We start from the raw sequence: 26,603 nt of genomic DNA, 5'->3' as shown, positions 1-26,603 counted from the left end.
TGCGAAGCATGCCGGGTGAGGGGTCTGTCTCCATGGATAGAGCCCCGTCACCGCAACCCTCTCCTACGAGGGGAGAGGTAGCTCACCGCCGATGCCGATGAACTGGAGGAAAAGCCACATGCAGGACCTAACTGCAACCGGCGGCGTCGCCGGGCCAGGCCGCATCGGACGGGTCGCGATCGGTGACCTCCTGAAACGCGCCGCGCGGCGGTTTCCCGATCGCATTGCGCTGACCGACGGCGACCGCCGCGTCACCTTCACCGAGCTCGAACGTGACGCCAACCGGTTCGCCAACTACCTCGTGCAACGCGGGCTGAAGCCGGGCGAGAAGATCTCGACCATCTGCAACAACTCGGTCGAGTTCGTCAAAGCGCTGTTCGGCATCCATCGCGCCGGCCTGGTCTGGGTGCCGATCAACACCATGCTCGGTCCGACGGACATGGACTACATCCTCGGCCATGCCGAGGTGCGCTTCACCATCATCGATGACAATCTCCACGCCCAGGCCGACCGGCGCGCTGCGCTGGAGGCACGCGGCATGGAGATGATCGCGATCGACCTGACCGGCAACGTCGCAAAGACCGGTCTGCAAGAATTCAAAGGTCTCCTGCAGGGCCAGTCCGACATCGAGCCCGAGATCGAGATCAACGACCGCGATCTCGCGATGATCATCTACACCTCGGGCACGACCTCGCGGCCGAAGGGCGCGATGCATTGCCATCTCGCCGTGGTCATGGCCGTGATGAGCAACTGCATCGAGATGCAGCTCTCCCGCGACGACGGGATTACCGGGCAATTCCCGTTGTTCCATTGCGCCGGCCATGTGCTGCTGCTCAGCTATCTTTCGGTCGGCGGCCGCATGGCGCTGATGCGCGGCTTCGACCCCGTCGCCTGCATGGAGGCGATCGTGCGCGACAGGCTCACCGTGTTCGTCGGGCTGTCGCTGATGTATCAGGCGATCCTCGACCATCCGCGCCGGCGCGATTATGATCTTTCGGGCCTACGCTGCTGCATCTACACCATGGCGCCGATGGGCAAACCGCTGCTCGAGCGCGCCATCGCCGATCTCTGCCCGAACTTCGTGCTGTCCAGCGGACAGACTGAGATGTATCCGGCGACGACGATGTCGCGGCCGGAGGTGCAGCTCAACCGTTTCGGTAATTACTGGGGCGAATCGCTGATCGTCAACGAGACCGCAATCATGGACGACAGCGGCAATCTCTTGCCGCGCGGCGAGGTCGGCGAACTGGTGCATCGCGGCCCCAATGTGATGATGGGCTACTACAAGGATCCGAAGGCGACCGAGGAGGCCCGCAAATTCGGCTGGCATCATACCGGCGATCTTGCCTTGATCGACGCGAATGGCGAGGTGCTGTTCCTCGACCGCAAGAAGGATATGATCAAGTCGGGCGGGGAGAATGTCGCGTCGGTCAAGATCGAGGAGACGCTGCTGGCTCATCCCGCCGTGCAGAACGCCGCCGTGGTCGGCCTGCCGCATCCGCAATGGGGCGAGGCGGTCTCGGCCTTCGTCAAGCTGAAGCCGGGCGCGGTGGCCGACGAAGCCGGGATCGAGGCGCATTGTCGCAAGCATCTCGGCGGCTTCCAGGTGCCGAAGCTGGTGCGTATCCTCGAGGAGATGCCGATGACCGCGACCGGCAAGCTGCGCAAGGTCGAACTGCGGCAGAAGTACAGCGAGTATTTTTCGGAGCGCGCCTAGTGGCTACCATCGAGAACACCATCGCAACCGGCGGCGCGGCCTTCCAGGCCAACCGCGACGGCATGCTTGCGTTGATCGCGCGGATGCGCGCGCTGGAGGAGCGCACCCGTGCCGCTTCGGCGGCTGCGAAGGACCGCTTCCACAGCCGCGGGCAACTCTTGCCGCGCGAGCGCGTCGCGCTGGTGCTCGACCCCGGCTCGCCCTTCCTCGAACTGTCGACACTCGCCGGCTACATGTTCGACGTGACCGATGCCGACAAGAGCGTGCCCGGCGGTGGCCTGATCGCCGGCATCGGCTTCGTCTCCGGCATCCGCTGCATGGTCAGCGCCAACGATGCCGGCATCGACGCCGGCGCGCTGCAGCCGTACGGCCTGGACAAGACGTTGCGGGTGCAGGAACTCGCGCTGGAGAACAAGCTGCCCTATGTGCAGCTGGTCGAGAGCGCCGGCGCCAATCTGCTGCGTTACCGCGTCGAGGATTTCGTCCGCGGCGGCAATATCTTCCGCAATCTGGCGCGGCTGTCGGCGGCGGGGCTTCCCGTCGTCACCGTCACCCACGGCTCCTCGACGGCGGGCGGTGCCTATCAGACCGGCCTGTCCGATTACATCGTGATGGTGCGCGGCCGCACCCGGGCCTTCCTGGCCGGGCCGCCCTTGCTCAAGGCCGCCACCGGCGAGATCGCGACCGAGGAGGAGCTCGGCGGCGCCGAGATGCACACCTCGATCTCGGGCCTCGGCGACTATCTTGCCGAAGACGACCGCGATGCGCTTCGCATCGCGCGCGACATCATGGCCAAGCTGCCATGGGACCGTCCGCAGTCCGCGCAGGCCGCGTTCAAGCCGCCGCGCTACGACGCAGAGGAGCTGCTCAGCATCATGCCGATGGACCACAAGCGCCCCGTCGACATGCGCCAGGCAATCGCGCGCTTCATCGACGATTCCGACTTCACCGAGTTCGGCGCCAATTACGGCCCGGCGACGGTCTGCGGCCACGCCCGTATCGAGGGCCACGCCATCGGCATCATCACAAACAACGGTCCGCTCGACGTGCCCGGCGCCAACAAGGCGACGCATTTCATCCAGGCCTGCTGCCAGTCGCGGACGCCGATCCTCTACATGAACAACACGACCGGCTACATGGTCGGCCGAGCCTATGAAGAGGCCGGCATGATCAAGCACGGCTCGAAGATGATCCAGGCGGTGACCTCGGCGACGGTGCCGCAGATCACGCTCTATTGCGGCGCCTCCTTCGGCGCCGGCAATTACGGCATGTGCGGTCGCGGCTTCCATCCGCGCTTCTGCTTCTCCTGGCCCAACGCCAAGACCGCCGTGATGGGCGGCGAGCAGGCCGCCGAGACCATGGCGATCGTCACCGAGGCCGCGGCCGCGCGGCGCGGCAAGCCGATCGAGAAGGAGAAGCTTGACGCGATGAAGGCGCAGATCACCGGCGTGTTCGATGGCCAGATGGATGTGTTCTCGACCAGCGCGCGCGTGCTCGACGACGGCGTCATCGATCCCCGCGACACCCGCAGCGTGCTGGCCGAGGTGCTGGCGATCTGCCGCGAGGCGGAGGCGCGCAACCCGCAGCGCATGCAGTTCTCGGTGGCGCGGCCATGAGCGGTGCAGCAGTGAAGCGGACGCCGTTCTTCAAGATTCTGATCGCCAATCGCGGCGAGATCGCGCTGCGCATCATGCGCACCGCGCGACGGCTCGGCTACGGCGTGGTCGCGGTCTATTCCGATGCCGATCGCGATGCCCTGCATGTGCGCGAGGCCGACCAGGCGGTGCAGATCGGCGAAGCGTTGCCGGCGCAGTCCTATCTGAAGATCGATGCGATCATCGCCGCAGCGAAGGCGAGTGGCGCCAGCGCCGTGCATCCGGGTTACGGCTTCCTCGCCGAGAATGAGGATTTCGCGCAGGCCTGCCGCGACGCCGGGCTCGTGTTTATCGGCCCGTCGCCGGAGGCGATCCGCGCGATGGGCAACAAAGCCGGCGCCAAGGCGATCATGCGAGAGGCCGGCGTGCCCTGCGTGCCGGGCTATCAGGGTGTTGACCAGAGCGACGGCGTCATGCTGGCGGAAGCCAACGCGATCGGCTTCCCCGTCATGATCAAGGCTGTCGCCGGCGGCGGCGGGCGCGGCATGCGGCTGGTGACGAATGCCGCGGCATTTCCGGATGCGCTGCGCAGTGCGCGCTCGGAGGCGCAGGGTGCGTTTGGCGATCCGACGGTGATTCTGGAGCGTGCCATCGTCGATCCGCGCCATATCGAGATCCAGGTGTTCGGCGACCGCTATGGCAACGCGATCCATCTCGGTGAGCGTGACTGCTCGGTGCAGCGGCGGCATCAGAAGCTGATCGAGGAAGCGCCGTCGCCGGCCGTGACGCCGGAGCTGCGCGCGCGGATGGGCACGGTCGCCGTGCAGGCGGTGAAGGCGATCGGCTATGAAGGCGCGGGCACGCTGGAGTTCCTGCTCGACCGCGACGGCAATTTCTATTTCATGGAGATGAACACGCGGCTGCAGGTCGAGCACCCCGTCACCGAGGCGATCACCGGGCTCGATCTGGTCGAGCTGCAGCTCCGGGTCGCGCGCGGCGAGCCGCTTGGGTTGAGCCAGGAGGACGTCACCTTCTCCGGCCACGCCATCGAGGTGCGGCTCTGTTCGGAGGATGCCGGGCACGATTTCATGCCGCAATCCGGCACGATGGCTTTGTGGCAGATGCCGGACGATGTTCGCGTCGAGCACGCGCTGCAGTCGGGTGCGGAGATCCCGCCATTCTACGATTCGATGATCGCGAAAATCGTCAGCCACGGCGCGACCCGCGACGAGGCGCGGGGGAAGCTGATCTGCGCCCTGGAGCAGGTCGCGGCTTTCGGCGTCACCACCAACCAGGGCTTCCTGATCGATTGCCTGCGCCATCCGGTCTTTGCCAGGGGCGAGGCGACCACGGCCTTCATCGCTCAGAACCGCGATGTGTTGCTGGCGCCGCGGACCGACCGGGCCAGCGACGTCGCGCTCGCCGCGCTGCTGCTCTACGTCACCAACCCTCACGCGCCGCCCTGGCAGCGCGGCCGGTCGCTCGCTGCGACATTCCCGCTCCGCTTGCGGATCGACCTTGGCCATGGCGTGCAGGAGGTCGAGATCACGCGCGAGCGCGACGGCAGCTATGTCGCGGCCCGCAATGGCGACCGCTTCAGTCTCGAGATCGACGAGCTCGGGCCGGACAGCATCCGGTATCGCCGCAACGGGTTGATGGAATCGGCAAGGTTCCTGCGCGATGGCGATCGGCTCTATGTCCTGCATCGCGGCGTCACGCTGTCGGTCCGCGATCTCACGTTGGCGCCGCCGGAAAGTGCTGCGGCCGCTGGCGGCGACGGCAAGGTCCGCGCCGCCATGAACGGCCGTGTCGTTTCGGTGCTGGTGAAGGCCGGCGACACAGTCGCGGCCGGCCAGCCGGTGATGACGCTGGAGGCGATGAAGATGGAGCATGTGCACACCGCTAGTGTTGCGGGCACGGTGTCGTCGATCGATGTCGCCGAGGGCGAGCAGGTGACGACGGGTAAGATTGTGGTGGAGATAGAGGCGGACAAGCAAGCGGCCTAAATAGCGTCATTGCGAGGAGCGATAGCGACGAAGCAATTCAAGGCTCCGCATATGCCGCACGATGGATTGCTTCGCTTCGCTCGCAATGACGGTCACTGACTATCTTTACGTCCCGTCCCGTCATTCAGCCAGCACGCCACCTGGTGGCCGGTGTCGGCTTCCTTCAACGCCGGACGCTCGGTTTTGCAGCGGTCGATGGCGAAGCGGCAGCGGGTGTGGAAGGCGCAGCCGGAGGGCGGATTGATCGGGCTCGGCACGTCGCCGTCGATCATGGGTGCCAGCCGTTTGGCCTTGGGATCGGCGATCGGCACCGAGGCGAGCAGCGCCTGGGTGTAGGGATGGCGCGGGTTGGCGAACAGCTCGTGCTTGTCGGCGATCTCGACGATGCGGCCGAGATACATCACCGCGACGCGATGGCTGATATGTGCGACGACCGCGAGGTCGTGCGCGATGAAGAGATAGGAGAAGTTCTGCTTGCGCTGCAGGTCGATCAACAAATTGATCACCTGCGCCTGGATCGAGACGTCGAGCGCCGAGACCGGTTCGTCGCAGACGATCAGGCGCGGACCGAGCGAGAGCGCCCGCGCGATGCAGATGCGCTGGCGCTGGCCACCGGAGAACTGATGCGGAAAGTTCTTCATCTGGTCGGGCCTGAGGCCCACCTGCTGGAACAATTCCGCGACGCGGTCCTGCTTTTTCTTTCCTGTCGCGAGGCCGTGCACGGTCAAGGGCTCGCCGACGATGTCGCCCGCCGTCATGCGCGGGTTGAGGGAAGCAAACGGATCCTGGAACACGATCTGCATCGAGCGGCGATAGGGCCGCAGCGCAGTCTTGCTGAGCGGCGCGATGTCCTCGCCATCGAGCTTGATCGCGCCGCTCGTCGGCTCGACCAGCCGCAGCACCGTGCGCGCCACGGTCGACTTGCCGCAGCCGGATTCGCCGACCAGGCCGAGCGTCTCGCCCGTGCCAAGCGAGAAGCTGACGCCGTCGACCGCATGCACGGTGCCGACCTGCCGGCGCAAGACGCCGCCGCGCACCGCGTAGTGCTTGATGAGGTCGGTGACTTCCAGGAGCGGACGCTGCTCGGTCATGACGCCTCCTCCATCTCGTCGGCGCGCCAGCACGCCGCCCAGTGATTCGGTCGGACCTCCTCGAGCGGCGGATAGGCCTGGCGGCAACGGTCGACCGCGAGCTTGCAGCGCGGCGCGAAAGCGCAGCCGGGCGGCAGCTTGGTCAGTGACGGGACCATGCCGGGGATTTCGACCAGCCGCGCGTCGGCCTTGGCGTCGGACGAGGGCACCGCGGGGATCGAGGCCATCAGTCCGCGTGTATAGGGATGCAGCGGAGTCTCGAACAGCGCCTCGACGGTCGCTTCCTCGACCTTCTTGCCGGCATACATCACGATCACGCGCTGCGCGGTCTGCGCGACGACGCCGAGATCATGGGTGATCAGGATCAAGCCGGTGCCGAGCCGCTTCTGCAAGTCGACGATCAGGGCGAGGATCTGCGCCTGGATGGTGACGTCGAGCGCGGTGGTCGGCTCGTCCGCGATCAGCAGCGCCGGCCGGCAGGCGAGCGCCATCGCGATCATTGCGCGTTGGCGCATGCCGCCCGAGAGCTGGTGAGGATATTCCTGCGCGCGGCGCTCCGGCTCGGGGATGCGTACCAGCCGCAGCATGTCGACTGCCTGCTTCCAGGCTTCCTTGCTGCTGACCTTCTGGTGCAAGCGCACGGCCTCGATGATCTGGTCGCCGATCCGCATCACCGGATTGAGCGAGGTCATCGGCTCCTGGAAGATCATGGAGATGCGATTGCCCCTGACGTCGCGCATCGCGGCCTCGTCGATGGTCAAGAGGTCGGTGCCTTCCAGCGTCACCGAGCCGCCGATGATGCGGCCGGGCGGGTCGGGCACCAGGCGCATGATCGACAGCGCGCTGACGCTCTTGCCGCAGCCGGATTCGCCGACGATCGCCAGCGTCTCGCCGCGGCGGACCGAAAACGAGACGTCGTCGACCGCGCGGAACAGCCCGGAATTCGTGAAGAATACCGTCTGCAGGTTCTTTACCTCGAGAACCGTCTCTGCCGCCATTGGCTCGCTCATCAGCCGCGCTGCCTTGGATCGAGGATGTCGCGCAGCGCATCGCCGAACAGATTGGTGCCGAACACCGCGAGGCTGATCGCAATGCCGGGGAAAATCACGAGCCACGGCGCGGTGCGGACATATTCGGCGGCGGATTCCGACAGCATGCGGCCCCAGGACGGATAGGGTTCGGGAATGCCGAGCCCGAGGAACGACAGCGACGCCTCGGTGAGAATGGTCGATCCGAGCTGGGCGGTGGCGAGCACGATCAGCGGAGCGATGGTGTTCGGCAGCACGTGGCGCAGCGCGATTCGCATCTCGCTCATGCCGATCGACTTGGCGGCCTCGACGAAGGGCTGCTCGCGCAGCGCCAGTGTGTTCGCGCGGATCACGCGGGCGACGGTGGGAATCAGCGGGATCGCGATCGCCAGGATCACGTTTGGCAACGACGGGCCGAGCGCTGCGGTCATCACCAACGCAAGCACCAGGAGCGGCAGCGATTGCAGGATGTCAGTGACGCGCTGGAACACGAGATCGACCCAGCCAGACAGATAGCCGGAGGCGAGACCGACGATGACGCCGAGCGACGCGCCCAGCGCCGTGGAGCCGATGCCGACCGCAAGCGAGATCCGCGCGCCGTGGATGATCCGGCTCCAGACGTCGCGGCCGAAGGAATCGGTGCCGAACCAATGCAGCGCGGAGGGCGAAGCGAGGCGGTGGGCGGAATCGACGCTGAGCGGATCGTAGCGGGAGATGACGTCGGCGAAGAGCGCCATCCACACGAACATCAGCATGATGGCGAGACCGATCGTGCCGAGCATGTAGCGCTGGGCGAGGAAGGCGAGCCGGCGCCAGCCGCCGGTGGCGTTGGCCCCGGCGCGTCGCAGTTCGGCTTCGAAGTTGATCGTCGCCACGGCTAGTCTCCGAACCGGATGCGCGGGTCGATCGCGGCATAGAGCATGTCGACGATGAAATTCACCACCACCACGACCACAGCGATGAACATCACGAGGTTCTGCACGATCGGATAGTCCCGCCACCGCAGCGCCTCGACCAGGAAGCGGGCGATGCCGGGGATGTTGAATACGGTTTCGGTGACGATCAGGCCGCCGATCAGGAACGCGGCCTCGATGCCGATCACGGTGATGACCGGCAGCACCGCGTTCTTCAGTGCGTGATGGTAGTTGACGGAAGCTTCCGAGGCGCCCTTGGCGCGCGCGGTGCGGATGTAGTCCTGGCGCAAAATCTCCAGCATCGAGGATCGCGTGATGCGCATGGTCAGCGCTGCGCTGCGGAAGCCGACCGCCATCGCCGGCACGGCATAGATGGTGAACGCCTCGAGCCAGGTCTTCGGATTCGGATTGAAGATCGGCATGGTGCCGAACATCGAGACCGACGCCATCAGGATCAACAGGCCGAGCCAGAACGCCGGCAGCGACAGGCCGCTCAGGCTGACGACGCGCAGCACATAGTCGAGCCGCGAGCCCTGGTGCACGGCGCTGATGACGCCGAGCGGGATGCCGATCGCCGCCGAGAACAACAGCGCCAACCCGGCCAGCCGCGCCGTGATCGGGATCCGCGGCAGGATCTCCTCCAGCGCGGGCTTTTCCGAGACATAGGAATAACCGAGATCGCCGTGCAGCAGGCCGCCGATCCAGTGCAGATACTGGATCACGATCGGCTGGCTCAGGCCGAGCTCCCGCTCGATACTCGCCTTGTCGGCCGGATCGACGAAGCCCGCGGCGTCGAACAGGATGTCGACGATGTTACCGGGCACCACCCGCAGCAGCACGAAGATGATGACCGAGATCCCGAACAGGGTCACGAGCATCAGGAACAGGCGTCGGACGATATAGGCAAACACCCTGGCTCTCTCCTTTCGTCGCCGACACGTTACAGGATGATATTTGCTTGAATTGATACGAACGAGGTCTCCACCTCTCCCCAGCGGGGAGAGGTCGGCGCGAAGCGCCGGGTGAGGGGCCGCAGCTTCCACCGTCGAGTGTAACCCCTCACCCGCTCCTTCGGCGCGACCTCTCCCAATGGGAGAGGTGCAACATGTCGCACGCCAGGCCGACCAATTCTCATCTCATCTGTGCCTTCGCTCACTTGTCCAGCCAGACGTCTTCGTAACGATAGCCGTTATAGGAGCTGTTGGACATGATCGTGATATTCTTCACGTAAGGCTGCCAGCAGGTGCCGGTCCGCGCGTGGAAGATGATCGGACGCGCGACGTCCTCCTGCAGCTTCTTGTCGATCTCCCAGACCAGTTTCTTGCGCTTGTTGATATCGGTCTCGGCCGACTGCTGGTCGAACAGCTTCTCGATGTCCTTGTTGCAGTAGTTGGTGTAGTTCCGCTCCGAGCCGCAGGCATAGTTCTCGTAGAAGGATTGATCGGGGTCGTCGACGGCATTGCCGGTCAGATTGAGCCCGAGCGAGTAATCCTTGCGCGCGACCTTCGGGAACCACTGCGCGGTGTCGACGACGTCGAGTTCGGCGTCGATATAGATGCTCTTGAGCTGGTCGATCAGGATGATGGCGGGATCGCGATAGACCGCGATGTTGCGCGTCGATACCTTGATCTGCAGGTGCTTGTCGGGGCCATAGCCCGCCTTCTGCATTAGCTTGCGCGCTTCCTCGCGGTTCTTCTCGACGTCGGGGCCGTAGCCGGGAATCGACTCCAGCATGTCCTTCGGCATCGCCCACAGCCCTGCCGGGGCCGGCTCCATGGTGCCGCCGATATCCCCCTGACCCTCGAACATGATCTGGATGAAGGCCTTGCGGTCGAGCGCCAGCGCCAGCGCGCGGCGGATGTCGATATTGTCGAACGGCGGCGCGCTCGAGTTGACGATGATGTTGGTGGAGACGTTGTTCGGTTCCACGACACACACCGCTTTGGGATCCTGCGACTTGACGTCCTTCAGCAGCGGGATCGACACTTCGGTCGGAAAGGTCATGTCGAACCTGCCGGAGACGAAGCCGAGAATCGCGGTCGAGCGGTTCGGAATGATGGTGAACTCGATGCCGTCGAGATAGGGCAGGCCCTTCTTGAAGTAATCCGGGTTCTTGACGAGCTTGATCGATTCGTTGGCCTTGAACTCGACGAACTTGAAGGGACCGGTGCCGATCGGCTTGGTCCGCATCTCCGCCGGAGAGACGTGGCAGGGATAGATCGGCGTGTAGCCGGAGGCGAGCAGCGACAGCAGCGCCGGCTGCGGCCGCTTCAGGTTGAACGAGGCCTCATAGTCGCCGTTGGTGGTGACGTCGTTGACCTGCTGGTACCAGGTCTTGCGCGGGTTCTGCCGGAACTTCTGCGGCGACTTGCCCATCAGCATGTCGAAGGTGCATTTGACGTCGGCCGAGGTGAACGGCTTGCCGTCGTGCCACTTCACATCCTTGCGCAGCTTGAAGGTCAGCGTCTTGTTGTCGGCGCTCCAGGCCCAGCTCTCGGCGAGTTCGGGCCGGATGGTGGCGACGCTGTTCTGCGCGATGTGCTGATCGAAGATGACGAGATTGTTGAAGATCGGCATGAACGGCACGTTGATCGAGTAGGTCGCGCCCTCGTGGATCGAGGCGCTGCCGGGGCTGTCGCGATGATAAATCCTGAGAATGCCGCCCGATTTCGGCTCGCCGGCGTGTGAAACGCCGCTGATTGCCAGAACAGACAACACCGCGACGGCCAGCGTTTGCACGCTCCGCATGGTCCCCTCCACAAATTTCGGTCTCAATGGCCGATTGGCATTGACGATACCATGGTGAGGCTGTCGGGCAACCGGCGAGGGTCGCGTGGGGATTGGCAATTCGGATGACGCCCTGACATTAAAATTTCCATGGATCGGAATTGTTGGTGCCGATGCACCGTGTTTTGCAGCTTGTTTTGCTATGCAGCGACGATTCTCCTCTCAGTTCCCATGCAGAGCGTCGCGGCCCATTGAATAATGCCGCTTGCGATCAGCGACAGTTTGTCGCCGATATGGACCATCCAGCGAACTCCCAACTTTCCCCGTCATCCCCGTTGCGCGGGGATGACGGGGAAGCTGCATCTCTTCACTCCGCCGCCTGCGACGTCGGCAGGCGCATGCCGGGCACGCCGTCCGCGTTGGTCGCCGAGATCGTGGTGCGGATCATCAGCCGGCCCTCATGCGCCGGCCACGGACGGCCGCGATGCATGGTGGCGCGATTGTCCCACATCACGACGTCGCCCTGCTTCCATTGATGCAGATAGCTGACACCGGGCGCGGTCGCGGCTTCCGTCAACTGCTCGATCAGCGCCTTGCCCGCTTCGGCGTCCATGCCCTCGACGCCATAGGCATGGGACGCGAGATAGAGTGCGCCGCGGCCATTGACGGGGTTGCGCCAGACCATGCGCCAGCACACCGGCGGCAGCGCGTCCACCTCCTCCGATGTTGCCAGCCCCGCCGCCACCTTGCCGCGCGAATGCGCATAGGAATGCCAGGCGAAGGAATTTTCCAGCCGCTTTGCGAGGTCCTTGTCTAGCCGCTCGAACGCCAGCCGGGTGGAGACGAATTCGGTCTCGCCGCCATGCTCGGGAATGATGCGCGCCGACAGGATCGAGGTCAGCGCCGGCACGCGCTTGAAGGAGGAGTCGGTGTGCCAGAGCTGGTTGGCCTTGGCGCGCAGCTGTTGCCGGTGATCCGCCGGCACCACCTTGCCGTCGGGACCGAAGGTCGAGAGGATCACGAAGTGCGAGCCGGTGCCCATCGAGCCGACCTTGGTCACCTCGGGCGGGCCGAAGCGGCGGGAGAAGGCGAGCTGGATGTCGTCAGTGACCTCCTGGCCGCGGAACACCAGCACCGAGTGTTCCTCGAACGCCGCGCGCACCGCCGCATAAGCGGCATCACTGCTTGCGACATCGGCGAGCGTAACGCCGCGCAGTTCGGCGCCGAAGCCGGACTCCAGAGGGATCACGTCCATCGGCACATCCTCCCTTTTGTTGTTATGGCGAGCCTAGGGGAAAGGCGGAGGGTCGGCAATGCGCGCGCCGGTCGGGTCTGGCTTGCAGCAGGCATTGCGTTGCGGCGGGCAAGAGGCTCCGCCCGGCGCCTCAGCCCATCGCGATCAAATCGTGCCGCTTGCGCCGGTCGGCGACCTCGATGCGATGGGTGATGAATGCGAACAGTGCCCAGCTGGAATGGAACGCAATACCGGCCAGCACGACCATGGTTCCGGGAATCGGACCGATCGAGGCGCGATCCCAGATCTCGCTTATCGCGGTGAGCGGCAAAGGGTGGATCGCCAGCTTGCCGTAATAGGCGATGGCCTGGATCGCAAGGATCCAGCCATAGGTCCGTCGCAGCCGCCGGCCGATCGCGCGGGCATAGCTGATGTGGTACCTGGGATTGCGGTAGTCGTTGGCCAGCAGTTCGGTCCAGGTCGAGTTCGGCGAGGGACCCTCGCCGCGGATCATGGGCGCGTAGAAATCCGTCTCGAGCAACCGAGCACGGGCGCGCCAGACGTTGAAGTAGCGGTAGCGGCGCGCCTCGAACAGCAGGAAGACGGTGACCAGCAGGCCGACCAGCACCATCGGCAAGGGTGACGCCTCCGCGCTGCTGTAGGTCGCCGACAGCGCGATGCCGGTGGTGACCACCGCCCAGTTGGTCGAGCTGTCGAGGCGGGTGCGCCAGACCGTGCTGCGGTAGACCTCGCCGCGATAGAGGTGGGCGAGCGCACCGATCTCGGCGGCAGTGAATTCGAGCCTTCCGGCCTGTAACGGCTCCGGCTCGCGCGGCTGGGGCGACGGCATGGCGGCCTCCGGCGAAGCTGGCTTGCGATTGCAGACCATAGCGCGAAATGCGCGCGACGGGCCAGTCCGTTGCGCGCTGTGGCATCGCCGATTGCATCGGTCCGGCTCGCCGCGTCGCCCCGGTCACACGATCCGCGAGGTCTTGTTGCCCCAGTAGCGGTCGCGCAGCAGACGCTTGTAGAGCTTGCCGGTCGGCAGCCGCGGCAGCTCGGCCTCGAAATCGACCGAGCGCGGCACTTTCTGCCGCGACAGCGATTTGGCGCAGAACGCGATCAGCTCCTCCGCCAAGTCCGGTCCGGGCGCGATCCCCTCGATCGGCTGCACCACCGCCTTCACCTCCTCGCCGAGGTCGACATTGGGCACGCCGAACACGGCGGCGTCGGCGACCTTGGGATGGGTGATCAGCAGGTTCTCGCATTCCTGCGGATAGATGTTCACCCCTCCCGAGATGATCATGAAGGTGGCGCGGTCGGTGAGATAGAGAAAGTTGTCGTCGTCGACATAGCCGACGTCGCCGACCGTGCTCATGCTGCCGTCCGCCGAACGTGCCTCCGCGGTCTTGGCGGGATCGTTGAAATATTCGAACGGCGTCGCCGTCTTGAACCACACGGTGCCGGCCGTGCCCTTCGGGCAGGGCTTCATGTTCTCGTCGAGGATATGGAGGTCGCCGAGCAGCACCTTGCCGACGGTGCCGCGATGCGCGAGCCATTCCTCGCTGTTGCAGGCGGTGAAGCCGAGCCCTTCGGTCGCGCCGTAATATTCGTGGATGATCGGGCCCCACCATTTGATCATGTCGTCCTTCACCAGCGCCGGGCAGGGCGCGGCGGCATGGATCGCGACCTCCAGCGACGACAGGTCGTAGCTGTTACGTACCTCCTCGGGCAGTTTCAGCATCCGCGAGAACATGGTCGGCACGAGCTGGCTGTGGGTGATGCCCCATGTCTCGACCAGCTCGAGGTAACGCTCCGGATCGAAGCTCTCCATGATGACGGCGGTGCCGCCCATGCGGATGGTGAGATTGACCGCGGCCTGCGGCGCCGAGTGATAGAGCGGCGCCGGCGACAGATAGACCATGCCTTCGCGATAGTGCCAGAGCTTGATCAGGAAATCGAACAGCGGCAGATTCTGCGACGGCGGCTGCTCAGGCAGCGGCCGCAGGATACCCTTCGGCCGGCCGGTGGTGCCGGAGGAATAGAGCATCGCCGTTCCCGCATATTCGTCCGCGATCGGGGTGATCGGCAGGCCGGCCGTGGCCTCCTGCAAGCTGACGATGCGATCGCTTTCGCTCGGCCCGTCGACGACGATGCAGAACTCGACGTGCGGACATTCCTTCAGCGCCTCGCGCGCGATGTCGAGCTTCAGCTTCGAGGTGATGAGGATGCGCGATCGGCTGTTGGTGAGGATGTAGGCGAGCTCGCCGGCGGTGAGGAAGGAGTTGACGCAGGTGAAGTACAGGCCGGACCGCTCGCCCGCGCCGCAGGCCTCGAGGTAGCGGTTGTTGTTCTCCATGAAGATCGAGTAGTGATCGAGCCGCCTCAAGCCGCGGTTGCGGAACAGGTGTGCGAGGCGGTTGCTACGCGCCTCCAGCTCGCGATAGGTGACGGTCTCGCCGGTCCCGGCCATGATGAAGGCGGGTTGCAGCGGGCGCAGGTAAGCATGCTTGCCGGTGTACATCGAACTCCGTTCCCCCGTCGTGCTCTAGATTCTTGTTTTGACGCGTTTTCTTCACGCGAACCGGTATCCACTTCGCTTGAAAACGCTCTAGGCGGCCATCACCAGAATCTCGCGGACCTGGCACGCATCATCGATCCTGCGCGGATTGCGCGGCACCCAGGGTGTCCGCATTGCCTGCGCGGCGATGCGGTCGAAATGTTCGGGGCCGACATGCACCTCACGCAGGCTGCGCGGCATGCCGAGGTCGCGGATGAATCGGTCGAGCACGTCGCCGGCGTCCTCGCCCGGATGGCCCATGGCGGCTGCGACCAGCGCCTGGCGATCGGCGTTGTCGCGCTTGTTCCAGCGCATCACCGCCGGCAGCATCACGCATGACGTGTAGCCGTGCGGGACATCATGCTCGGCGCCGAGCACGTAGCCGATGCCGTGGCTCGCGCCCATCGGCACGCCGGAGGCGAGCGGGCCGGTCGAGAGCCAGGTGCCGATCTGGCAGTCCATCCGCGCGTCGATGTCCTTCGGATCAGCCTTCACGCGGGGCAGGCCCTGGGCCAGCATCTCGAGGCCCTTGATCGCCTGCGCATCGCCGTAAGGATGCGCCTCGCGCGAGCAGATGCCTTCGACGCAATGGTCGACGGCCCGGATGCCGGTCGACAGGAACAGCCAGTCCGGCGTGTGCACCGACAGTTCCGGATCGAGGATGGTGGCGCGCGGCATCACCAGCGGATGGCGCAGCATCTCCTTTTGCCGCTTGGCCTCGTTGGTGACGCCGGCGATCGAGGAGAATTCGCCGCCGGCGAGCGTCGTCGGCACGCTGATCTGCCGCACGGTCGGCGCCTTCATCTTGGGCGAAACGCCGCCGCGGGTGCGGATTTTGTCGATGCCGTCCGATGTGGTGACGTTGTTGGCGAGGCAAAGCTGCACGGCCTTGGCGCCATCGGTGATCGAGCCGCCGCCGACGGTGACGATCAGGTCGGCCTTCGCGGCGCGGGCCTGCCCGGTCGCTGCGATCACGGCGGCGCGCGGCGTGTGCGCCGGCATCTTGTCGAAGACGCCGACGCAGCGCGATCCCAGCGCGTTCCGGATCTTCTCGATCTCGTCGGTTTCGCGGTTCAGCGTGCCCGACACCATCAGGAAGGCGCGCTGCGCGCCAAGCCGGTCCAACTGCTCGACGATCGCCTCACGGGCCGGGCGCCCGAAGACCACCTCGTCCATGGCGCCAAATACGACACGGCCTCGATGCACGCGCCTGTCCTCCCTCGATGCGCCGCCCTTGCCGGCGGCTGTTGGCGGCAGGTTAGCGGAGGAAATTGCGATCGTCATCAGGGACTGCTGCGGGGCGTGGTGGGCTCGCGCTGTTCCCCGTGACTCACGAATCCGCATTCTCGCGGCGCGATGCGTCCGAGTCTTGCGTTTACTTGTCCCTCCTGATGAGCAGAGGGCGCAGGGAAAGCCGGGTGCCGATCGCACCCATGGGCCCGGTGCAACAAAAAAAGCACCGGGGTAGGACCACAGGTGAGACCGGAGAACACTCCGGCTTTCCCTGCGCGATGGTTTACGGCTTATACGTGCTCTCCCCGGCGAGACTGGGCTTTGTTGTCACCGTCATCAGCGAGAGATCTTGCCCCTTGCGGATGAGACACCTGCCACTAGGGCGTCAGGCCTGCACGACTTCGCCGTCCGCCTCATGCGCACTCGTCAGTTGCACGTGAGGCGTCCACCGCATCCCAACCCAACACTCGTGACGATCGCGAAGCGCCCCTCAAGCGGGTGAGACGGGTGGATCATAGACTGAGTTGTATTTCTGGAAAACGGAAATATTTCTCGCGCTAGGTCTTGACAGGTTTCTGACTGATTTGCCCGTCGAGGCTGGGCAAGAACTCGGCATTTTTTGGAGTTGATGTACGATTCGGCGCATGGCGAATCGGACGTTCAAGGCCGGCGACAGCCGGGAGCAACCCAGTCTTCTTCCTCCCCGGATTGAGGACTATGTCGGACAGCAGAATCCGGTGCGGGCGATCGACAGTTTCGTTGGCGCGCTCGACCTTTCAAAGCTCGGCTTCCGCCATGCGGATCGTGCCGCGGACGAAGTGGGGCAGCCGCCCTACGATCCGGCCGATCTGCTGAAGCTCTACCTTTACGGCTACATCAACCAGATCAGGTCGTCGCGGCGGTTGGAGCGGGAGGCCTGCCGCAATCTGGAGCTGATCTGGCTGTTGAAGAACATGAAGCCGGGCTATCGGACGATCGCCAACTTCCGCAAGGAGAACTGGGCGGCGCTCAAGGCCGCGAACCGCAGTTTCGTGCTGCTCCTGCGCGACCTCGGCCTGATCGGTGGGACCTTCGTTGCGATCGACGGGGCGCTATTCCATGGTAACGCCAGCAAGGGCAGCATCTTCACGCAAGGGAAGCTGGCCAAACAGATCGCCGCGTTGGACAAGGAGATCGAGGCTTATGGCAAGGCCCTTGAAGCCAACGATGCCGAGGAAGCCAAGCGATGTGCCGGTCCGGGAGATGGCAGCAAGGGCAGCGGCGATGTCGGCGAGAAGGTGAAGGAGCTGATGGCCCGGCGCGAGCGCGCGCAAGCCGACCTCAAGAACCTGGAGACAAGCGACAAGGGGCAACTCTCGAAGACCGATCCCGACGCAAGGCTTCTGAGCAAGGGCGACCAGACCATTGCGGGTTACAACGTGCAGAGCGTCGTTGACGACAAGCACACGCTCATCGTTGCCAGCGAGGTCGTCAACCGCAACGACGCGGGCCATCTTCATGAGATGGCAAAGGCGGCAAAAGAGGCCCTCGACGTCGAGACTCTGCAGGTGGCGGCCGATGCCGGCTATTCCACCAGCGAGGACCTGAAGGCCTGCGAGGATGACGGCATTGTTGCCTATGTGCCGCTGCACGAGGGCAATGGCAAGCTCAAGGAAGGCCGCCTCAGCCGCAAGGACTTCAGTTACGATGCGAACGCCGATGCCTACCGTTGCCCGGCCGGCGAGCTGCTGCGCCCGACGGAAGGGCGCTGGACGAACACGAGCGGCCGCATCGAGATCCGCTACCTGGCGCGCAAGGCGGCCTGCGCAGCATGTCCCCTGAGCGCGCGGTGTCTTGCCCCGAAGGCGCCTTACCGGAGCATCGCGCGCTGGGAACACGAGGACGTTCTCGAACGTCACCGCATGAGGATGCAAAGCGCCGAGGCTGCCACATTGATGCGCCGCCGTTCCGCCATCGTCGAGCACCCTTTCGGAACACTCAAATGCCGCGCCGGCTATCAGCACTTTCTCGTGCGCGGCTTCGACAAGGTCCGCGGCGAATGGAGCCTGATGGCGCTTTGCTACAACTTCACCCGCGTGCTCAGCATTCTCGGCTTCGACCGCTTCGTCGCGTACCTTGCAGAAAAGACGCGCATTGCCGGCGCAAACCTCCTTGCGGCCACTCTGCGCGCCATTCGGCTTGCTTTGCGGCCCTTCCGCGCCAAAATCTCGCTGTCGCTCGTCGTCAGTGCTTTCCGAGCCGCCCCAGCCCCTTAGTTGCCATTCTTGCCCAGTCTCGTCGGGTCGTTTGCGTCGCGAGCTAGACCTGGGCCTGCAACAGGAAGCAGCAGCAGGTGCTGGCGCAAAAGTAACTTTGATGGCGCTGTACAGCGGGAGGTCGAGCATCGCAATTGTTGGATTTTCACCGCGATGTGACAATTGGATGTCACCCACTCGCCTTCTGATTGTCCCGCTGCGGAGCAGTTTGACAGCTTGCCTGAGCGCACAGGCCCGATACGCCAGCCGTTCTTACCTTTCGGCTGCCCACCGACGCGGTATCGCCGTCGCAAGGCTTTCAGAATGCGAAACTATTTTACTTGATCGGGACGCCGTCTTGAACAGACTGGCGAGCAGTCACATCTGAGGCGTCCGCCGCGGCGACGTAGCGGCAATCCACTTTCGTCGAATCACAGCAATTTCATTTGCGACGTTCGAGTCCTTGGGGAGACGGAATTGAGTGCGACTGACAGAGCGGGGCGTCCAGCTCCGGCGACCGGCCGTGAGCGCCGTTTGATTCACCGTACCGCATGGCGCGGCCTTGCGCCGATCGGCTTGCTGTTCGCGCTGACGCTCGGCGGCTGCGATGACAAGGCGCAATCGCAGGCGGCGGCGCCTCCGCCGCCGCCTGTGACGGTCGCGCAGCCGGTCAAGCGCACGGTCACCGACTGGGACGAGTTCACCGGTCGCTTCGAGGCGATCGAGGAGGTTCAGGTCCGCGCCCGCGTCGGCGGCTTCGTCAACAGCGTCGAGTTCAAGGACGGCGCGATCGTCCATGCCGGCGATCTGCTCTACACCATCGACCCGCGTCCGTTCGAAGCGGTCGCGCTGCAGGCAGAGGGACAGCTTGCGGATGCGCGCGCCAAGGCGGAGCTTGCCAAGCGCGAACTCGACCGTGGGCTGAATCTGGTCCAGACCAATGCGGTTTCCGAACAGGTCGTCGACCAGCGCCGTCAAGCCTTGCAGGCGGCTCACGCGGCCGAGACGCAGGCCGAGGGCGCGCTGAAAGCCGCGCAGCTCAACGTCGAATTCACCCACGTGCTGGCGCCGATCACCGGCCGCGTCGGCCGCCACCTCGTGACACCCGGCAACCTCGTGCAGGGCAGCGAGGGCGGCGCGACGCTGCTCACCTCGATCGTGTCGCTCGATCCGATCTACATCTATTTCGACGTCGACGAGGCGACCTATCAGCGCAACAGCAAGCTCTGGTTCGAAGGCAAGCGGCCGAGCTCGCGCGACACGCCGAACCCGGTGCAGGTGGCGCTGACCGGCGAGACCAAGCCCTCGCACGAAGGCAAGATGGACTTCCTCGACAATCGCCTCGACGTCTCGACCGCGACGCTGCGCAGCCGCGCCATCATCCCGAACAAGGATCTCTCGATCCTGCCCGGGCAGTTCGGCCGCGTCCGGATCATCGGTTCGTCGCCCTATGAGGCGCTGCTGATTCCGGATGCTGCGATCGTGACCGACCAGTCGCGCAAGATCGTGTTCGTGGTCAAGGACGACAACACGGTGGAGGCAAGGCCGGTCGTGCTTGGGCCGCTCGATGACGGCCTGCGGGTGATCCGCGAAGGCCTCAAGGCGGAAGATCGCGTCATCGTCGACGGCATCCAGCGCGCCCGCGTCGGCGCCAAGGTGACCCCGCAAGCCGCAAAAGCGACTGATGGTGCCAACCCCCCGGCAGGTGCCAAGCCATGAATCTCGGCAGGCTTTCCATCAACCAGCCCATCCTCGCGATGGTGCTGTCGATCGTGCTCCTGATCGTGGGCGCGATCGCCTATACCACGCTGCCGGTCTCGGAATATCCGCAGGTGGTGCCGCCGACCGTCACGGTCACCACGCAATATCCGGGCGCCTCGGCGCAGACCGTATCCGACACCGTCGCGGCGCCGATCGAGCAGGAGATCAACGGCGTCGAGGACATGCTGTACATGTACAGCCAGGCGACCTCGAACGGCCAGCTCACCATCACCGTTACCTTCAAGCTCGGCACCGATCTCGACAAGGCCCAGGTGCTGGTGCAGAACCGCGTCGCGATCGCGCAACCGCGCCTGCCCGAGGAAGTGCAGCGCAACGGCGTCGTCACCCGCAAGAACTCACCCGACATCCTGCTCGTCGTGTTCATGCTGTCGCCGGACGACACGTTCGACCAGCTCTACATCTCGAACTATGCGCTGTTGCAGGTGCGCGACCAGCTGTTGCGGCTCGACGGCGTCGGCGACATCCAGATGTTCGGCGCCCGCGACTACTCGATGCGGCTGTGGCTGGATCCCGACAAGATCGCCAATCTCGGCATGACCTCGAGCGACGTCATCGCGGCGGTCCGGGCCCAGAACCTGCAGATCGCCGGCGGCCAGATCGCGGAGCCGCCGATCGCGGACCGCGCCTTTTCGCCCAACCTCGCCTTCACCGGCCGCCTCAAGGACATCTCCCAGTTCGAGGACATCGTGGTCAAGGCGGGCAATGACGGCCGCACCGTCCGGCTGCGCGACGTTGCCCGCGTCGAGCTCGGTGCGCTGGCCTACACCACCAACAGCTTCCTCCTGAAGAAATCCGCGGTGGCGCTGCTGGTGACGCAGCGGCCGGGCTCCAATGCGCTTGCGACCGCCAAGCACATCTACGACACCATGGCGCAGCTCAAGACGAGCTTCCCCAAGGGTCTCGACTACAACATCGGCTACAACCCGACCGAGTTCATCGCCCAGTCGGTCCACGAACTGATCAAGACCATCTATGAGGCGATGATCCTCGTGGTCGTCGTGGTGCTGGTGTTCCTGCAGGGCTGGCGGCCCTCGATCATCCCAATCATCGCGATCCCGGTGTCGCTGGTCGGCACCTTCGCGGCGATGGCCGCGCTTGGCTTCGGCATCAACAATCTGACGCTGTTCGGCCTCGTGCTCGCGGTCGGCATCGTGGTCGACGACGCGATCGTGGTGGTCGAGAATGTCGAGCGGCATCTCGGGCACGGCGGGAGCCGGCGCGATGCGGCGCTCAAGACGATGGAGGAGGTCGGCGGCGCGCTGGTCTCGATCGCGCTCGTGCTGTGCGCGGTGTTCGTGCCGACCGCCTTTCTCGGCGGCATCTCCGGACAGTTCTTCCAGCAATTCGCCGTCACCATCGCGGTCGCGACCGCGATCTCCTGCTTCTGCTCGCTGACGCTGTCGCCGGCGCTCGCCTCCCAGATCCTGGTTCCGCATGAGGAGAAGCGGCCGGCGGCGCGCTGGAACGTGATCGCACGCGGCTGGTCGACCTTCACCGGCCTGTTCAACCGTGTGTTCGACCGGCTGTCGCATGGCTATGCAGCGGCCGCCGCCTTCGTGATCCGGCACTCGGTGGTGATGCTGCTGGTCTATGTGGCGCTGATCGGCAGCGCCGGATGGCTGCTCGCCACCACGCCGCAGGGCTTCATCCCGGCGCAGGACCGTGGCTATGTGATCGTGTCGGTGCAGTTGCCCGGCGCGGCGTCGCTCCAGCGCACCACGGAGATCGTGCGCGAGATCGAGCGGATTGCGCTCGAGGTGCCCGGCGTCGTCCGCGTGCCGTCCTTCGCCGGCTTCTCCGGCGCAACGCGAACCCAGGCGAGCAACGCCGCGGCGCTGTTCCCGGTGTTCGACGAACCGGAGGAGCGGGCCAGGAAGGGAGAGACCGCGACCAAGATCACCAACGAGCTGCGCAAGCGCCTTGCATCGATCCAGGGTGCCTTCATCATCGTGATCCCGCCGCCCACGGTGCCCGGCATCGGCACCGGCGGCGGCTTCACGATGCGCATCCAGGACCGTCAGGGCAGGGGAGCGCAACTGCTCGCCTCGGCCACCGATGAACTCGTCGCCGCAGCACGCAAGGCGCCAGGGCTGACATCGGTGTTCTCGCCCTTCACCGCCAACACGCCGCAGGTGTTCGTCGATATCGACCGCGTCAAGGCGCAGAAGCTCGGCGTTCCCATCGCCAACGTCACCGACACGATCGAGACCTATTTCGGCTCGACCTATGTCAATGACTTCAACCTGTTCGGGCGCACCTATCACGTCACCGCGCAGGCCGACCTGCCGTTCCGCAAGGAGACCACCGACCTCGCAAGGTTGCGCACCCGCAATGCCAATGGCGACATGGTGATGCTTGGCAGCGTCGTGAACTTCAAGGACATCTCCGGCCCCGACCGTGTCGCGCGCTACAATCTCTATCCTTCCTCCGAACTGCAGGGCGACACCCTGCCCGGCACCAGCTCGGCGACTGCGATCGACATCATGAAGAAGCTCGCGGCCGAGACGCTGCCGTCGGGCTTCGCCTATGAGTGGACCGACCTGTCCTACCAGCAGGTCAACGGCGCCAGCGCCGGGCTCTACGTGTTCCCGATCTGCGTGCTGTTCGTCTATCTCGTGCTGGCCGCGCAATATGGCAGTTGGACGCTGCCCTTTGCGGTGATCCTGATCGTGCCGATGTGTCTGTTCGCGGCCACGATCGGCGTGCGCATCATGGGCCAGGACGTCAACATCCTGACCCAGATCGGCTTCGTGGTGCTGGTAGGGTTGGCCGCTAAGAACGCGATCCTGATCGTCGAGTTCGCCCGTGACATCGAGCTCGAGGGCCGGCCGCGGCTGGAGGCGGTGATCGAGGCGTGTCGCCTGCGTCTGCGGCCGATCCTGATGACGTCGTTCGCCTTCATCCTCGGCGTGCTGCCGCTGGTGGTATCGACGGGCTCGGGATCGGAGATGCGCCAGGCGGTCGGTGTCGCCGTGTTCTTCGGCATGCTCGGCGTCACGCTGTTCGGCCTGATCTTCACCCCGATCTTCTACATGGTCGTGCGCAACCTCGCGGAAGGGAAGAAAGAAGGGAAGCCGGCGGCAACCACGGCATCCGCGGCGGGTTGATGCGCCGTGACGCGGGTGCACGATGATGAAGACGCCATAGCATCTCCGTCACCCTGAGGAGTGCGGGACGCGCGTCTCGAAGGGTGCGCGGCCCGGTCAGAGGCCGTTCGCCCTTCGAGGCTCACCCAGCGGCGCAAGTGCGCCGCAGGGCTCGCACCTCAGGACGACGGGGGCTGAGGCCGTGCGAGCGTTGAACTATTGGCTGAACCGAAAGAGATGGGCAGCCGCAAGGTTATAAAATAAGGTTGCGCCGTTTTTTCCTGATAGAAACTGTGGGGAGACCATAAAAATGAAATCGGGATTTCTGGCCGCCGTCGCGGCATGCAGTCTGATGCTGGCGGCGCCGGCGTTTGCGCAAGGCGTGAAGATCGGCGTCTTGAACGATCAGTCCGGCGTCTACGCCGACTATGGCGGCAAGTATTCGGTCGAAGCCGCGAAGATGGCGATCGAGGATTTCGGCGGCGAGGTGCTCGGTCAGAAGATCGAGCTGGTCACCGCCGATCACCAGAACAAGCCCGATCTCGCCACCTCGATCGCGCGCCGCTGGTATGATGCCGACGGCGTCGACATGATCACCGAGCTGACGACGTCGTCGGTTGCGCTCGCGGTCCAGGAGCTGTCGAAGGAAAAGAAGAAGATCGACATCGTGGTCGGCGCTGCGACGTCAGCCATCACCGGCAGCGCCTGCACGCCCTACGGCTTCCACTGGGCGTTCGACACCCACGCGCTCGCGGTCGGCACCGGCGGCGCGCTGGTGAAGGCTGGCGGCGACACCTGGTTCTTTCTCACCGCCGACTATGCGTTCGGTTACGCGCTGGAGAAGGACACCAGTGAGATCGTCACCGCCGCCGGCGGCAAGGTGCTCGGTTCGGTTCGCGTCCCCTTGAATTCGTCGGACTTCTCCTCCTTCCTGCTGCAGGCGCAGAGCTCGAAGGCGAAGATCGTCGGCCTCGCCAATGCGGGCCAGGACACCACCAACTCGATCAAGCAGGCGGCCGAGTTCGGCATCGTCAAGCAGGGCCAGAAGCTCGCCGGCCTGCTGATGACGCTTGCCGAGGTGCATGGTCTTGGGCTCGACGCCGCACAGGGCCTGGTGCTGACCGAGGGCTTCTACTGGGATCATGACGACAAGAGCCGCGCCTTCTCGGAACGCTTCTTCAAGCGCACCGGGCGGATGCCGAGCATGATCCATGCCGGCACCTATTCGGCGACGCTGAGCTACCTGAAGGCGGTGAAGGCCGCCGGCACCAAGGATTCCGACGCCGTTGCCAAGAAGCTGAAGGAGTTGCCGGTCGACGACGCCTTCGCCCAGGGCAAGGTGCTGGCGAACGGCCGCATGGTCCACGACATGTATCTGTTCGAGGTCAAGAAGCCCTCGGAATCGAAGAAGCCGTGGGACTACTACAAGCAGCTCGCTGTGGTGCCCGGGGACCAGGCCTTCTTCACGGCCAAGGACAGCGGCTGTCCGCTGACGAAGTGACGCGTAGCGCGTGAACCAACACGACCGTCGTCCCGGGCGTTCGCCGGGACGACGGCGGAGTGTTGTGGCATCATCCGTGCGCGAGCCGCCACACCGCACCGCCGAGCGCGCCGATCCATAGAATGATCGCTGCAAACGCCTGGATGGCGAATCCGGGGGTGCGGCTGGCCACCGCCTCGCGATAGCCGATGAAGTAAACGATGCGGCCGACGATCCAGATCGCGCCGATGGCAGCGGCGGCGACGTCGCCCACATAGATCGCAAACAGCCACAGCGACGGCAGGAAGATCGGCATCCATTCCAGCGTGTTCATCTGGATGCGGTAAATGCGCTCGAAATCCGGGTTGCCTGTGATCGCCGGCAGCTTGACGTCGTAGCGGATGCGGGCCCGCGCGACCTGTGTCGCGAAGAAGAAGTGGAGCGCGACGGCAAGGCAGGTGACGATGGCTGTGTAGTGGTACATGTCGGGCATTTCCTCTCATTCCGTTGGCCCCATAGCATAACGGGGCAGCAGCGGCCGGTGTGACAGGCGGCGCGATTTTTTGCTTCGCCGTCGCGAGAGCATAGTTTTTTCGGAACCGCTGCACCGTTCTCCCGGCGGTGTCCTAAAGCGCGACGAGATTGGATCGAATCGTCATCGCGCTTTGGCTCCTTGTTTGCGCATGATCTTTTCGGAAAACCGCTTCACACTTCTCCGGATCATGCTCTAGTAGCCGGTCATCTCAAGATAGCCTAGCCCGGCGTGGCTGCCTGCAAAGCGGATCGGACCTTCCCAATAGGGAAAGCTGGTTCCCATCCAGCTCCTCGGATTGAGCGGCGTGGTTTCGATGGTGAGGCCGCGCGCGGGAAGCGTGACCCGCCATGACGTCGGCAGTTTGCGGTCGTCGATCTCGGTCGTGGCGGTCGGTGTGATGCTGTTGCCGGCGGCAGCGATCTCCGCGGAGCGGCTGTCGGATGTGATCCAGTTGCCGAGCAGGTTTTCGCGGCCGTCCTTCTGCCGCAGCCGGTACAGCATCAGCTTCTCGTTGCCGGGCAGATGCAGCGAGAACCAGTCCCAGCCGGTCTGGTCGGAGGCCAATGGCTGGCTGCTCCATTCGCGGTCCATCCAGGCCTGCCCGGTGACGTCGATCCGCTTGCCGTCGATGGTGATGGTGCCGGACGCGGTGAAGAACGGCTGGCTGTAATAGTAGGAGGCCTGGCCGCGGTCCGATTTTCGGCTGTAGCCGTGGTCGCCTTGCAGCACCAGCGGCCGGTCGGCCTGCAGCCGCAGCGCGTAGCTGAAATCGGTGGCCGCGGCCTTCACCTCGATCGGTGCTATGGTTTGCGCGTCGAAGCCGTCGAGCCCGCGCATCTCCCAGGCGTCGATCCAGGCCTGAAACGGCGTCGCCTCGACATTGGCCTGGCCGACGCCGCCGCGCGCAAAGCTCTCACCGAAGCGATGCGTCGCCGCGCTGGTCACCGCCGCGTGGCCCATCCAGACCTGCTGATTGGCCCAGCCCTCGATCGGTCCGCCCGGCTTCATGGCCTGGCGAAACAAGGTCCACTGCACGCCATAGGCCGCGCCGCTCGTATCCGACAGGTTCGCGGTCACATACCACCACTCGATCCGGAACTCCGGATGCGGTCCGTGATCGGCGGGGAACGTGAACTGCTTGCCCGGCGTGACCGCGGCAAATCCATCGGCACTCTCGCCAAGGCCGGCAAAGCCCTGCGCGAAGCTCTTGCCGCCAAGGCCGAGCGCCAGCGCGCCGCCGGCAAAGGCGCGGCGTGTGATGGCGCGGTTAGCGACGACTCTATGTCGAATGAATCGGGGCATCCGCAACCTCGCTTCGCCTCTCCCGCTTGCGGGGGAGGCCGTATCGCATCGTAGATGCGATACGGGTGGGGGCTCTCTC

Annotated in this window: 18 protein-coding genes; 7 read left to right on the top strand and 11 right to left on the bottom strand. The window is 64.9% G+C overall.

What is annotated here, in order from left to right:
- Nucleotides 1–118 precede the first annotated feature (118 nt).
- The 3 genes from MTX19_RS38460 to MTX19_RS38450 are packed head-to-tail and all read left to right on the top strand — an operon-like array spanning nucleotide 119 to nucleotide 5,318.
- On the top strand, nucleotides 119–1,717 hold the full coding sequence (locus MTX19_RS38460) for an AMP-binding protein (RefSeq protein ID WP_280981810.1): 1,599 nt from the start codon (nucleotides 119–121) through the stop codon (nucleotides 1,715–1,717).
- On the top strand, nucleotides 1,717–3,333 hold the full coding sequence (locus MTX19_RS38455) for an acyl-CoA carboxylase subunit beta (protein WP_280981809.1): 1,617 nt from the start codon (nucleotides 1,717–1,719) through the stop codon (nucleotides 3,331–3,333). The genes MTX19_RS38460 and MTX19_RS38455 overlap by 1 nt, the downstream gene beginning before the upstream one ends.
- A complete protein-coding gene (locus MTX19_RS38450; protein WP_280985760.1) occupies nucleotides 3,330–5,318 on the top strand; it encodes an acetyl-CoA carboxylase biotin carboxylase subunit in 1,989 nt (662 codons plus the stop codon). Before MTX19_RS38455 ends, MTX19_RS38450 begins: the two co-directional genes overlap by 4 nt.
- A 92-nt stretch (nucleotides 5,319–5,410) precedes the next feature.
- Here the strand turns inward: MTX19_RS38450 and MTX19_RS38445 are convergent, their stop codons facing one another.
- From MTX19_RS38445 to MTX19_RS38405, 9 genes are all read right to left on the bottom strand, one after another.
- Nucleotides 5,411–6,409 carry a dipeptide ABC transporter ATP-binding protein gene (locus MTX19_RS38445; RefSeq protein ID WP_280981808.1) on the bottom strand — a complete coding sequence of 333 codons (999 nt, stop codon included), beginning with the start codon at nucleotides 6,407–6,409 and terminating at the stop codon, nucleotides 5,411–5,413.
- Nucleotides 6,406–7,407, bottom strand: a complete 1,002-nt coding sequence (locus tag MTX19_RS38440) for an ABC transporter ATP-binding protein (protein WP_280981807.1) — start codon at nucleotides 7,405–7,407, stop codon at nucleotides 6,406–6,408. The genes MTX19_RS38445 and MTX19_RS38440 overlap by 4 nt, the downstream gene beginning before the upstream one ends.
- An 11-nt stretch (nucleotides 7,408–7,418) precedes the next feature.
- Nucleotides 7,419–8,312 (bottom strand): ABC transporter permease, encoded by an 894-nt coding sequence (locus MTX19_RS38435; protein WP_280981806.1) that lies wholly within the window; start codon nucleotides 8,310–8,312, stop codon nucleotides 7,419–7,421.
- A 2-nt stretch (nucleotides 8,313–8,314) separates the two neighbouring features.
- On the bottom strand, nucleotides 8,315–9,262 hold the full coding sequence (locus MTX19_RS38430) for an ABC transporter permease (RefSeq protein WP_280981805.1): 948 nt from the start codon (nucleotides 9,260–9,262) through the stop codon (nucleotides 8,315–8,317).
- Between the two features lie 241 nt (nucleotides 9,263–9,503).
- Nucleotides 9,504–11,099, bottom strand: coding sequence for an ABC transporter substrate-binding protein (locus MTX19_RS38425; protein ID WP_280981804.1), 1,596 nt, complete (start codon nucleotides 11,097–11,099; stop codon nucleotides 9,504–9,506).
- 346 nt (nucleotides 11,100–11,445) lie between these two features.
- Nucleotides 11,446–12,333 carry a TauD/TfdA family dioxygenase gene (locus tag MTX19_RS38420; RefSeq protein WP_280981803.1) on the bottom strand — a complete coding sequence of 296 codons (888 nt, stop codon included), beginning with the start codon at nucleotides 12,331–12,333 and terminating at the stop codon, nucleotides 11,446–11,448.
- A gap of 130 nt (nucleotides 12,334–12,463) precedes the next feature.
- Nucleotides 12,464–13,201, bottom strand: a complete 738-nt coding sequence (locus tag MTX19_RS38415) for a DUF2270 domain-containing protein (RefSeq protein ID WP_280981802.1) — start codon at nucleotides 13,199–13,201, stop codon at nucleotides 12,464–12,466.
- A gap of 84 nt (nucleotides 13,202–13,285) precedes the next feature.
- Nucleotides 13,286–14,836, bottom strand: coding sequence for an AMP-binding protein (locus MTX19_RS38410; protein WP_280981801.1), 1,551 nt, complete (start codon nucleotides 14,834–14,836; stop codon nucleotides 13,286–13,288).
- Between the two features lie 87 nt (nucleotides 14,837–14,923).
- Nucleotides 14,924–16,078 carry an iron-containing alcohol dehydrogenase gene (locus tag MTX19_RS38405; RefSeq protein ID WP_280984635.1) on the bottom strand — a complete coding sequence of 385 codons (1,155 nt, stop codon included), beginning with the start codon at nucleotides 16,076–16,078 and terminating at the stop codon, nucleotides 14,924–14,926.
- Between the two features lie 671 nt (nucleotides 16,079–16,749).
- Between MTX19_RS38405 and MTX19_RS38400 the strand changes: the two genes are divergently transcribed.
- The 4 genes from MTX19_RS38400 (at nucleotide 16,750) to MTX19_RS38385 (ending at nucleotide 24,708) form a co-directional block, all read left to right on the top strand.
- Complete coding sequence (locus tag MTX19_RS38400; protein WP_280978673.1) at nucleotides 16,750–18,360, top strand: IS1182 family transposase; 1,611 nt, start codon at nucleotides 16,750–16,752, stop codon at nucleotides 18,358–18,360.
- 513 nt (nucleotides 18,361–18,873) lie between these two features.
- Nucleotides 18,874–20,058 (top strand): efflux RND transporter periplasmic adaptor subunit, encoded by a 1,185-nt coding sequence (locus tag MTX19_RS38395; protein ID WP_280985759.1) that lies wholly within the window; start codon nucleotides 18,874–18,876, stop codon nucleotides 20,056–20,058.
- Nucleotides 20,055–23,228: a multidrug efflux RND transporter permease subunit gene (locus MTX19_RS38390; protein WP_280981799.1), complete on the top strand. Its 3,174-nt coding sequence runs from the start codon at nucleotides 20,055–20,057 to the stop codon at nucleotides 23,226–23,228. Before MTX19_RS38395 ends, MTX19_RS38390 begins: the two co-directional genes overlap by 4 nt.
- Nucleotides 23,229–23,517: 289 nt before the next feature.
- Nucleotides 23,518–24,708, top strand: coding sequence for an ABC transporter substrate-binding protein (locus tag MTX19_RS38385; RefSeq protein WP_280981798.1), 1,191 nt, complete (start codon nucleotides 23,518–23,520; stop codon nucleotides 24,706–24,708).
- A 70-nt stretch (nucleotides 24,709–24,778) separates the two neighbouring features.
- Here the strand turns inward: MTX19_RS38385 and MTX19_RS38380 are convergent, their stop codons facing one another.
- Together MTX19_RS38380 and MTX19_RS38375 are read right to left on the bottom strand one after the other, a co-directional pair.
- Entirely contained in the window at nucleotides 24,779–25,171 is a 393-nt protein-coding gene (locus MTX19_RS38380; RefSeq protein ID WP_280981797.1) for an MAPEG family protein, read from the bottom strand.
- Nucleotides 25,172–25,414: 243 nt separating this feature from the next.
- Nucleotides 25,415–26,524 (bottom strand): lipocalin-like domain-containing protein, encoded by a 1,110-nt coding sequence (locus tag MTX19_RS38375; RefSeq protein WP_280981796.1) that lies wholly within the window; start codon nucleotides 26,522–26,524, stop codon nucleotides 25,415–25,417.
- Nucleotides 26,525–26,603 lie beyond the last annotated feature (79 nt).

It is taken from the genome of Bradyrhizobium sp. ISRA464, from assembly GCF_029910095.1.
Taxonomy (GTDB): domain Bacteria; phylum Pseudomonadota; class Alphaproteobacteria; order Rhizobiales; family Xanthobacteraceae; genus Bradyrhizobium.
Note: the sequence above shows the minus strand (reverse complement) of the source record. Positions and strands in the feature narration are given on the sequence as shown.

Coding starts and splice junctions, on each gene's coding strand:
- MTX19_RS38400 (WP_280978673.1), top strand. CDS start 16,750: ATGGCGAATCGGACGTTCAAGGCCGGCGACAGCCGGGAGCAACCCAGT.
- MTX19_RS38440 (WP_280981807.1), bottom strand. CDS start 7,407: ATGGCGGCAGAGACGGTTCTCGAGGTAAAGAACCTGCAGACGGTATTC.
- MTX19_RS38415 (WP_280981802.1), bottom strand. CDS start 13,201: ATGGTCTGCAATCGCAAGCCAGCTTCGCCGGAGGCCGCCATGCCGTCG.
- MTX19_RS38380 (WP_280981797.1), bottom strand. CDS start 25,171: ATGTACCACTACACAGCCATCGTCACCTGCCTTGCCGTCGCGCTCCAC.
- MTX19_RS38450 (WP_280985760.1), top strand. CDS start 3,330: ATGAGCGGTGCAGCAGTGAAGCGGACGCCGTTCTTCAAGATTCTGATC.
- MTX19_RS38460 (WP_280981810.1), top strand. CDS start 119: ATGCAGGACCTAACTGCAACCGGCGGCGTCGCCGGGCCAGGCCGCATC.
- MTX19_RS38390 (WP_280981799.1), top strand. CDS start 20,055: ATGAATCTCGGCAGGCTTTCCATCAACCAGCCCATCCTCGCGATGGTG.
- MTX19_RS38375 (WP_280981796.1), bottom strand. CDS start 26,524: ATGCCCCGATTCATTCGACATAGAGTCGTCGCTAACCGCGCCATCACA.
- MTX19_RS38420 (WP_280981803.1), bottom strand. CDS start 12,333: ATGGACGTGATCCCTCTGGAGTCCGGCTTCGGCGCCGAACTGCGCGGC.
- MTX19_RS38385 (WP_280981798.1), top strand. CDS start 23,518: ATGAAATCGGGATTTCTGGCCGCCGTCGCGGCATGCAGTCTGATGCTG.
- MTX19_RS38445 (WP_280981808.1), bottom strand. CDS start 6,409: ATGACCGAGCAGCGTCCGCTCCTGGAAGTCACCGACCTCATCAAGCAC.
- MTX19_RS38425 (WP_280981804.1), bottom strand. CDS start 11,099: ATGCGGAGCGTGCAAACGCTGGCCGTCGCGGTGTTGTCTGTTCTGGCA.
- MTX19_RS38410 (WP_280981801.1), bottom strand. CDS start 14,836: ATGTACACCGGCAAGCATGCTTACCTGCGCCCGCTGCAACCCGCCTTC.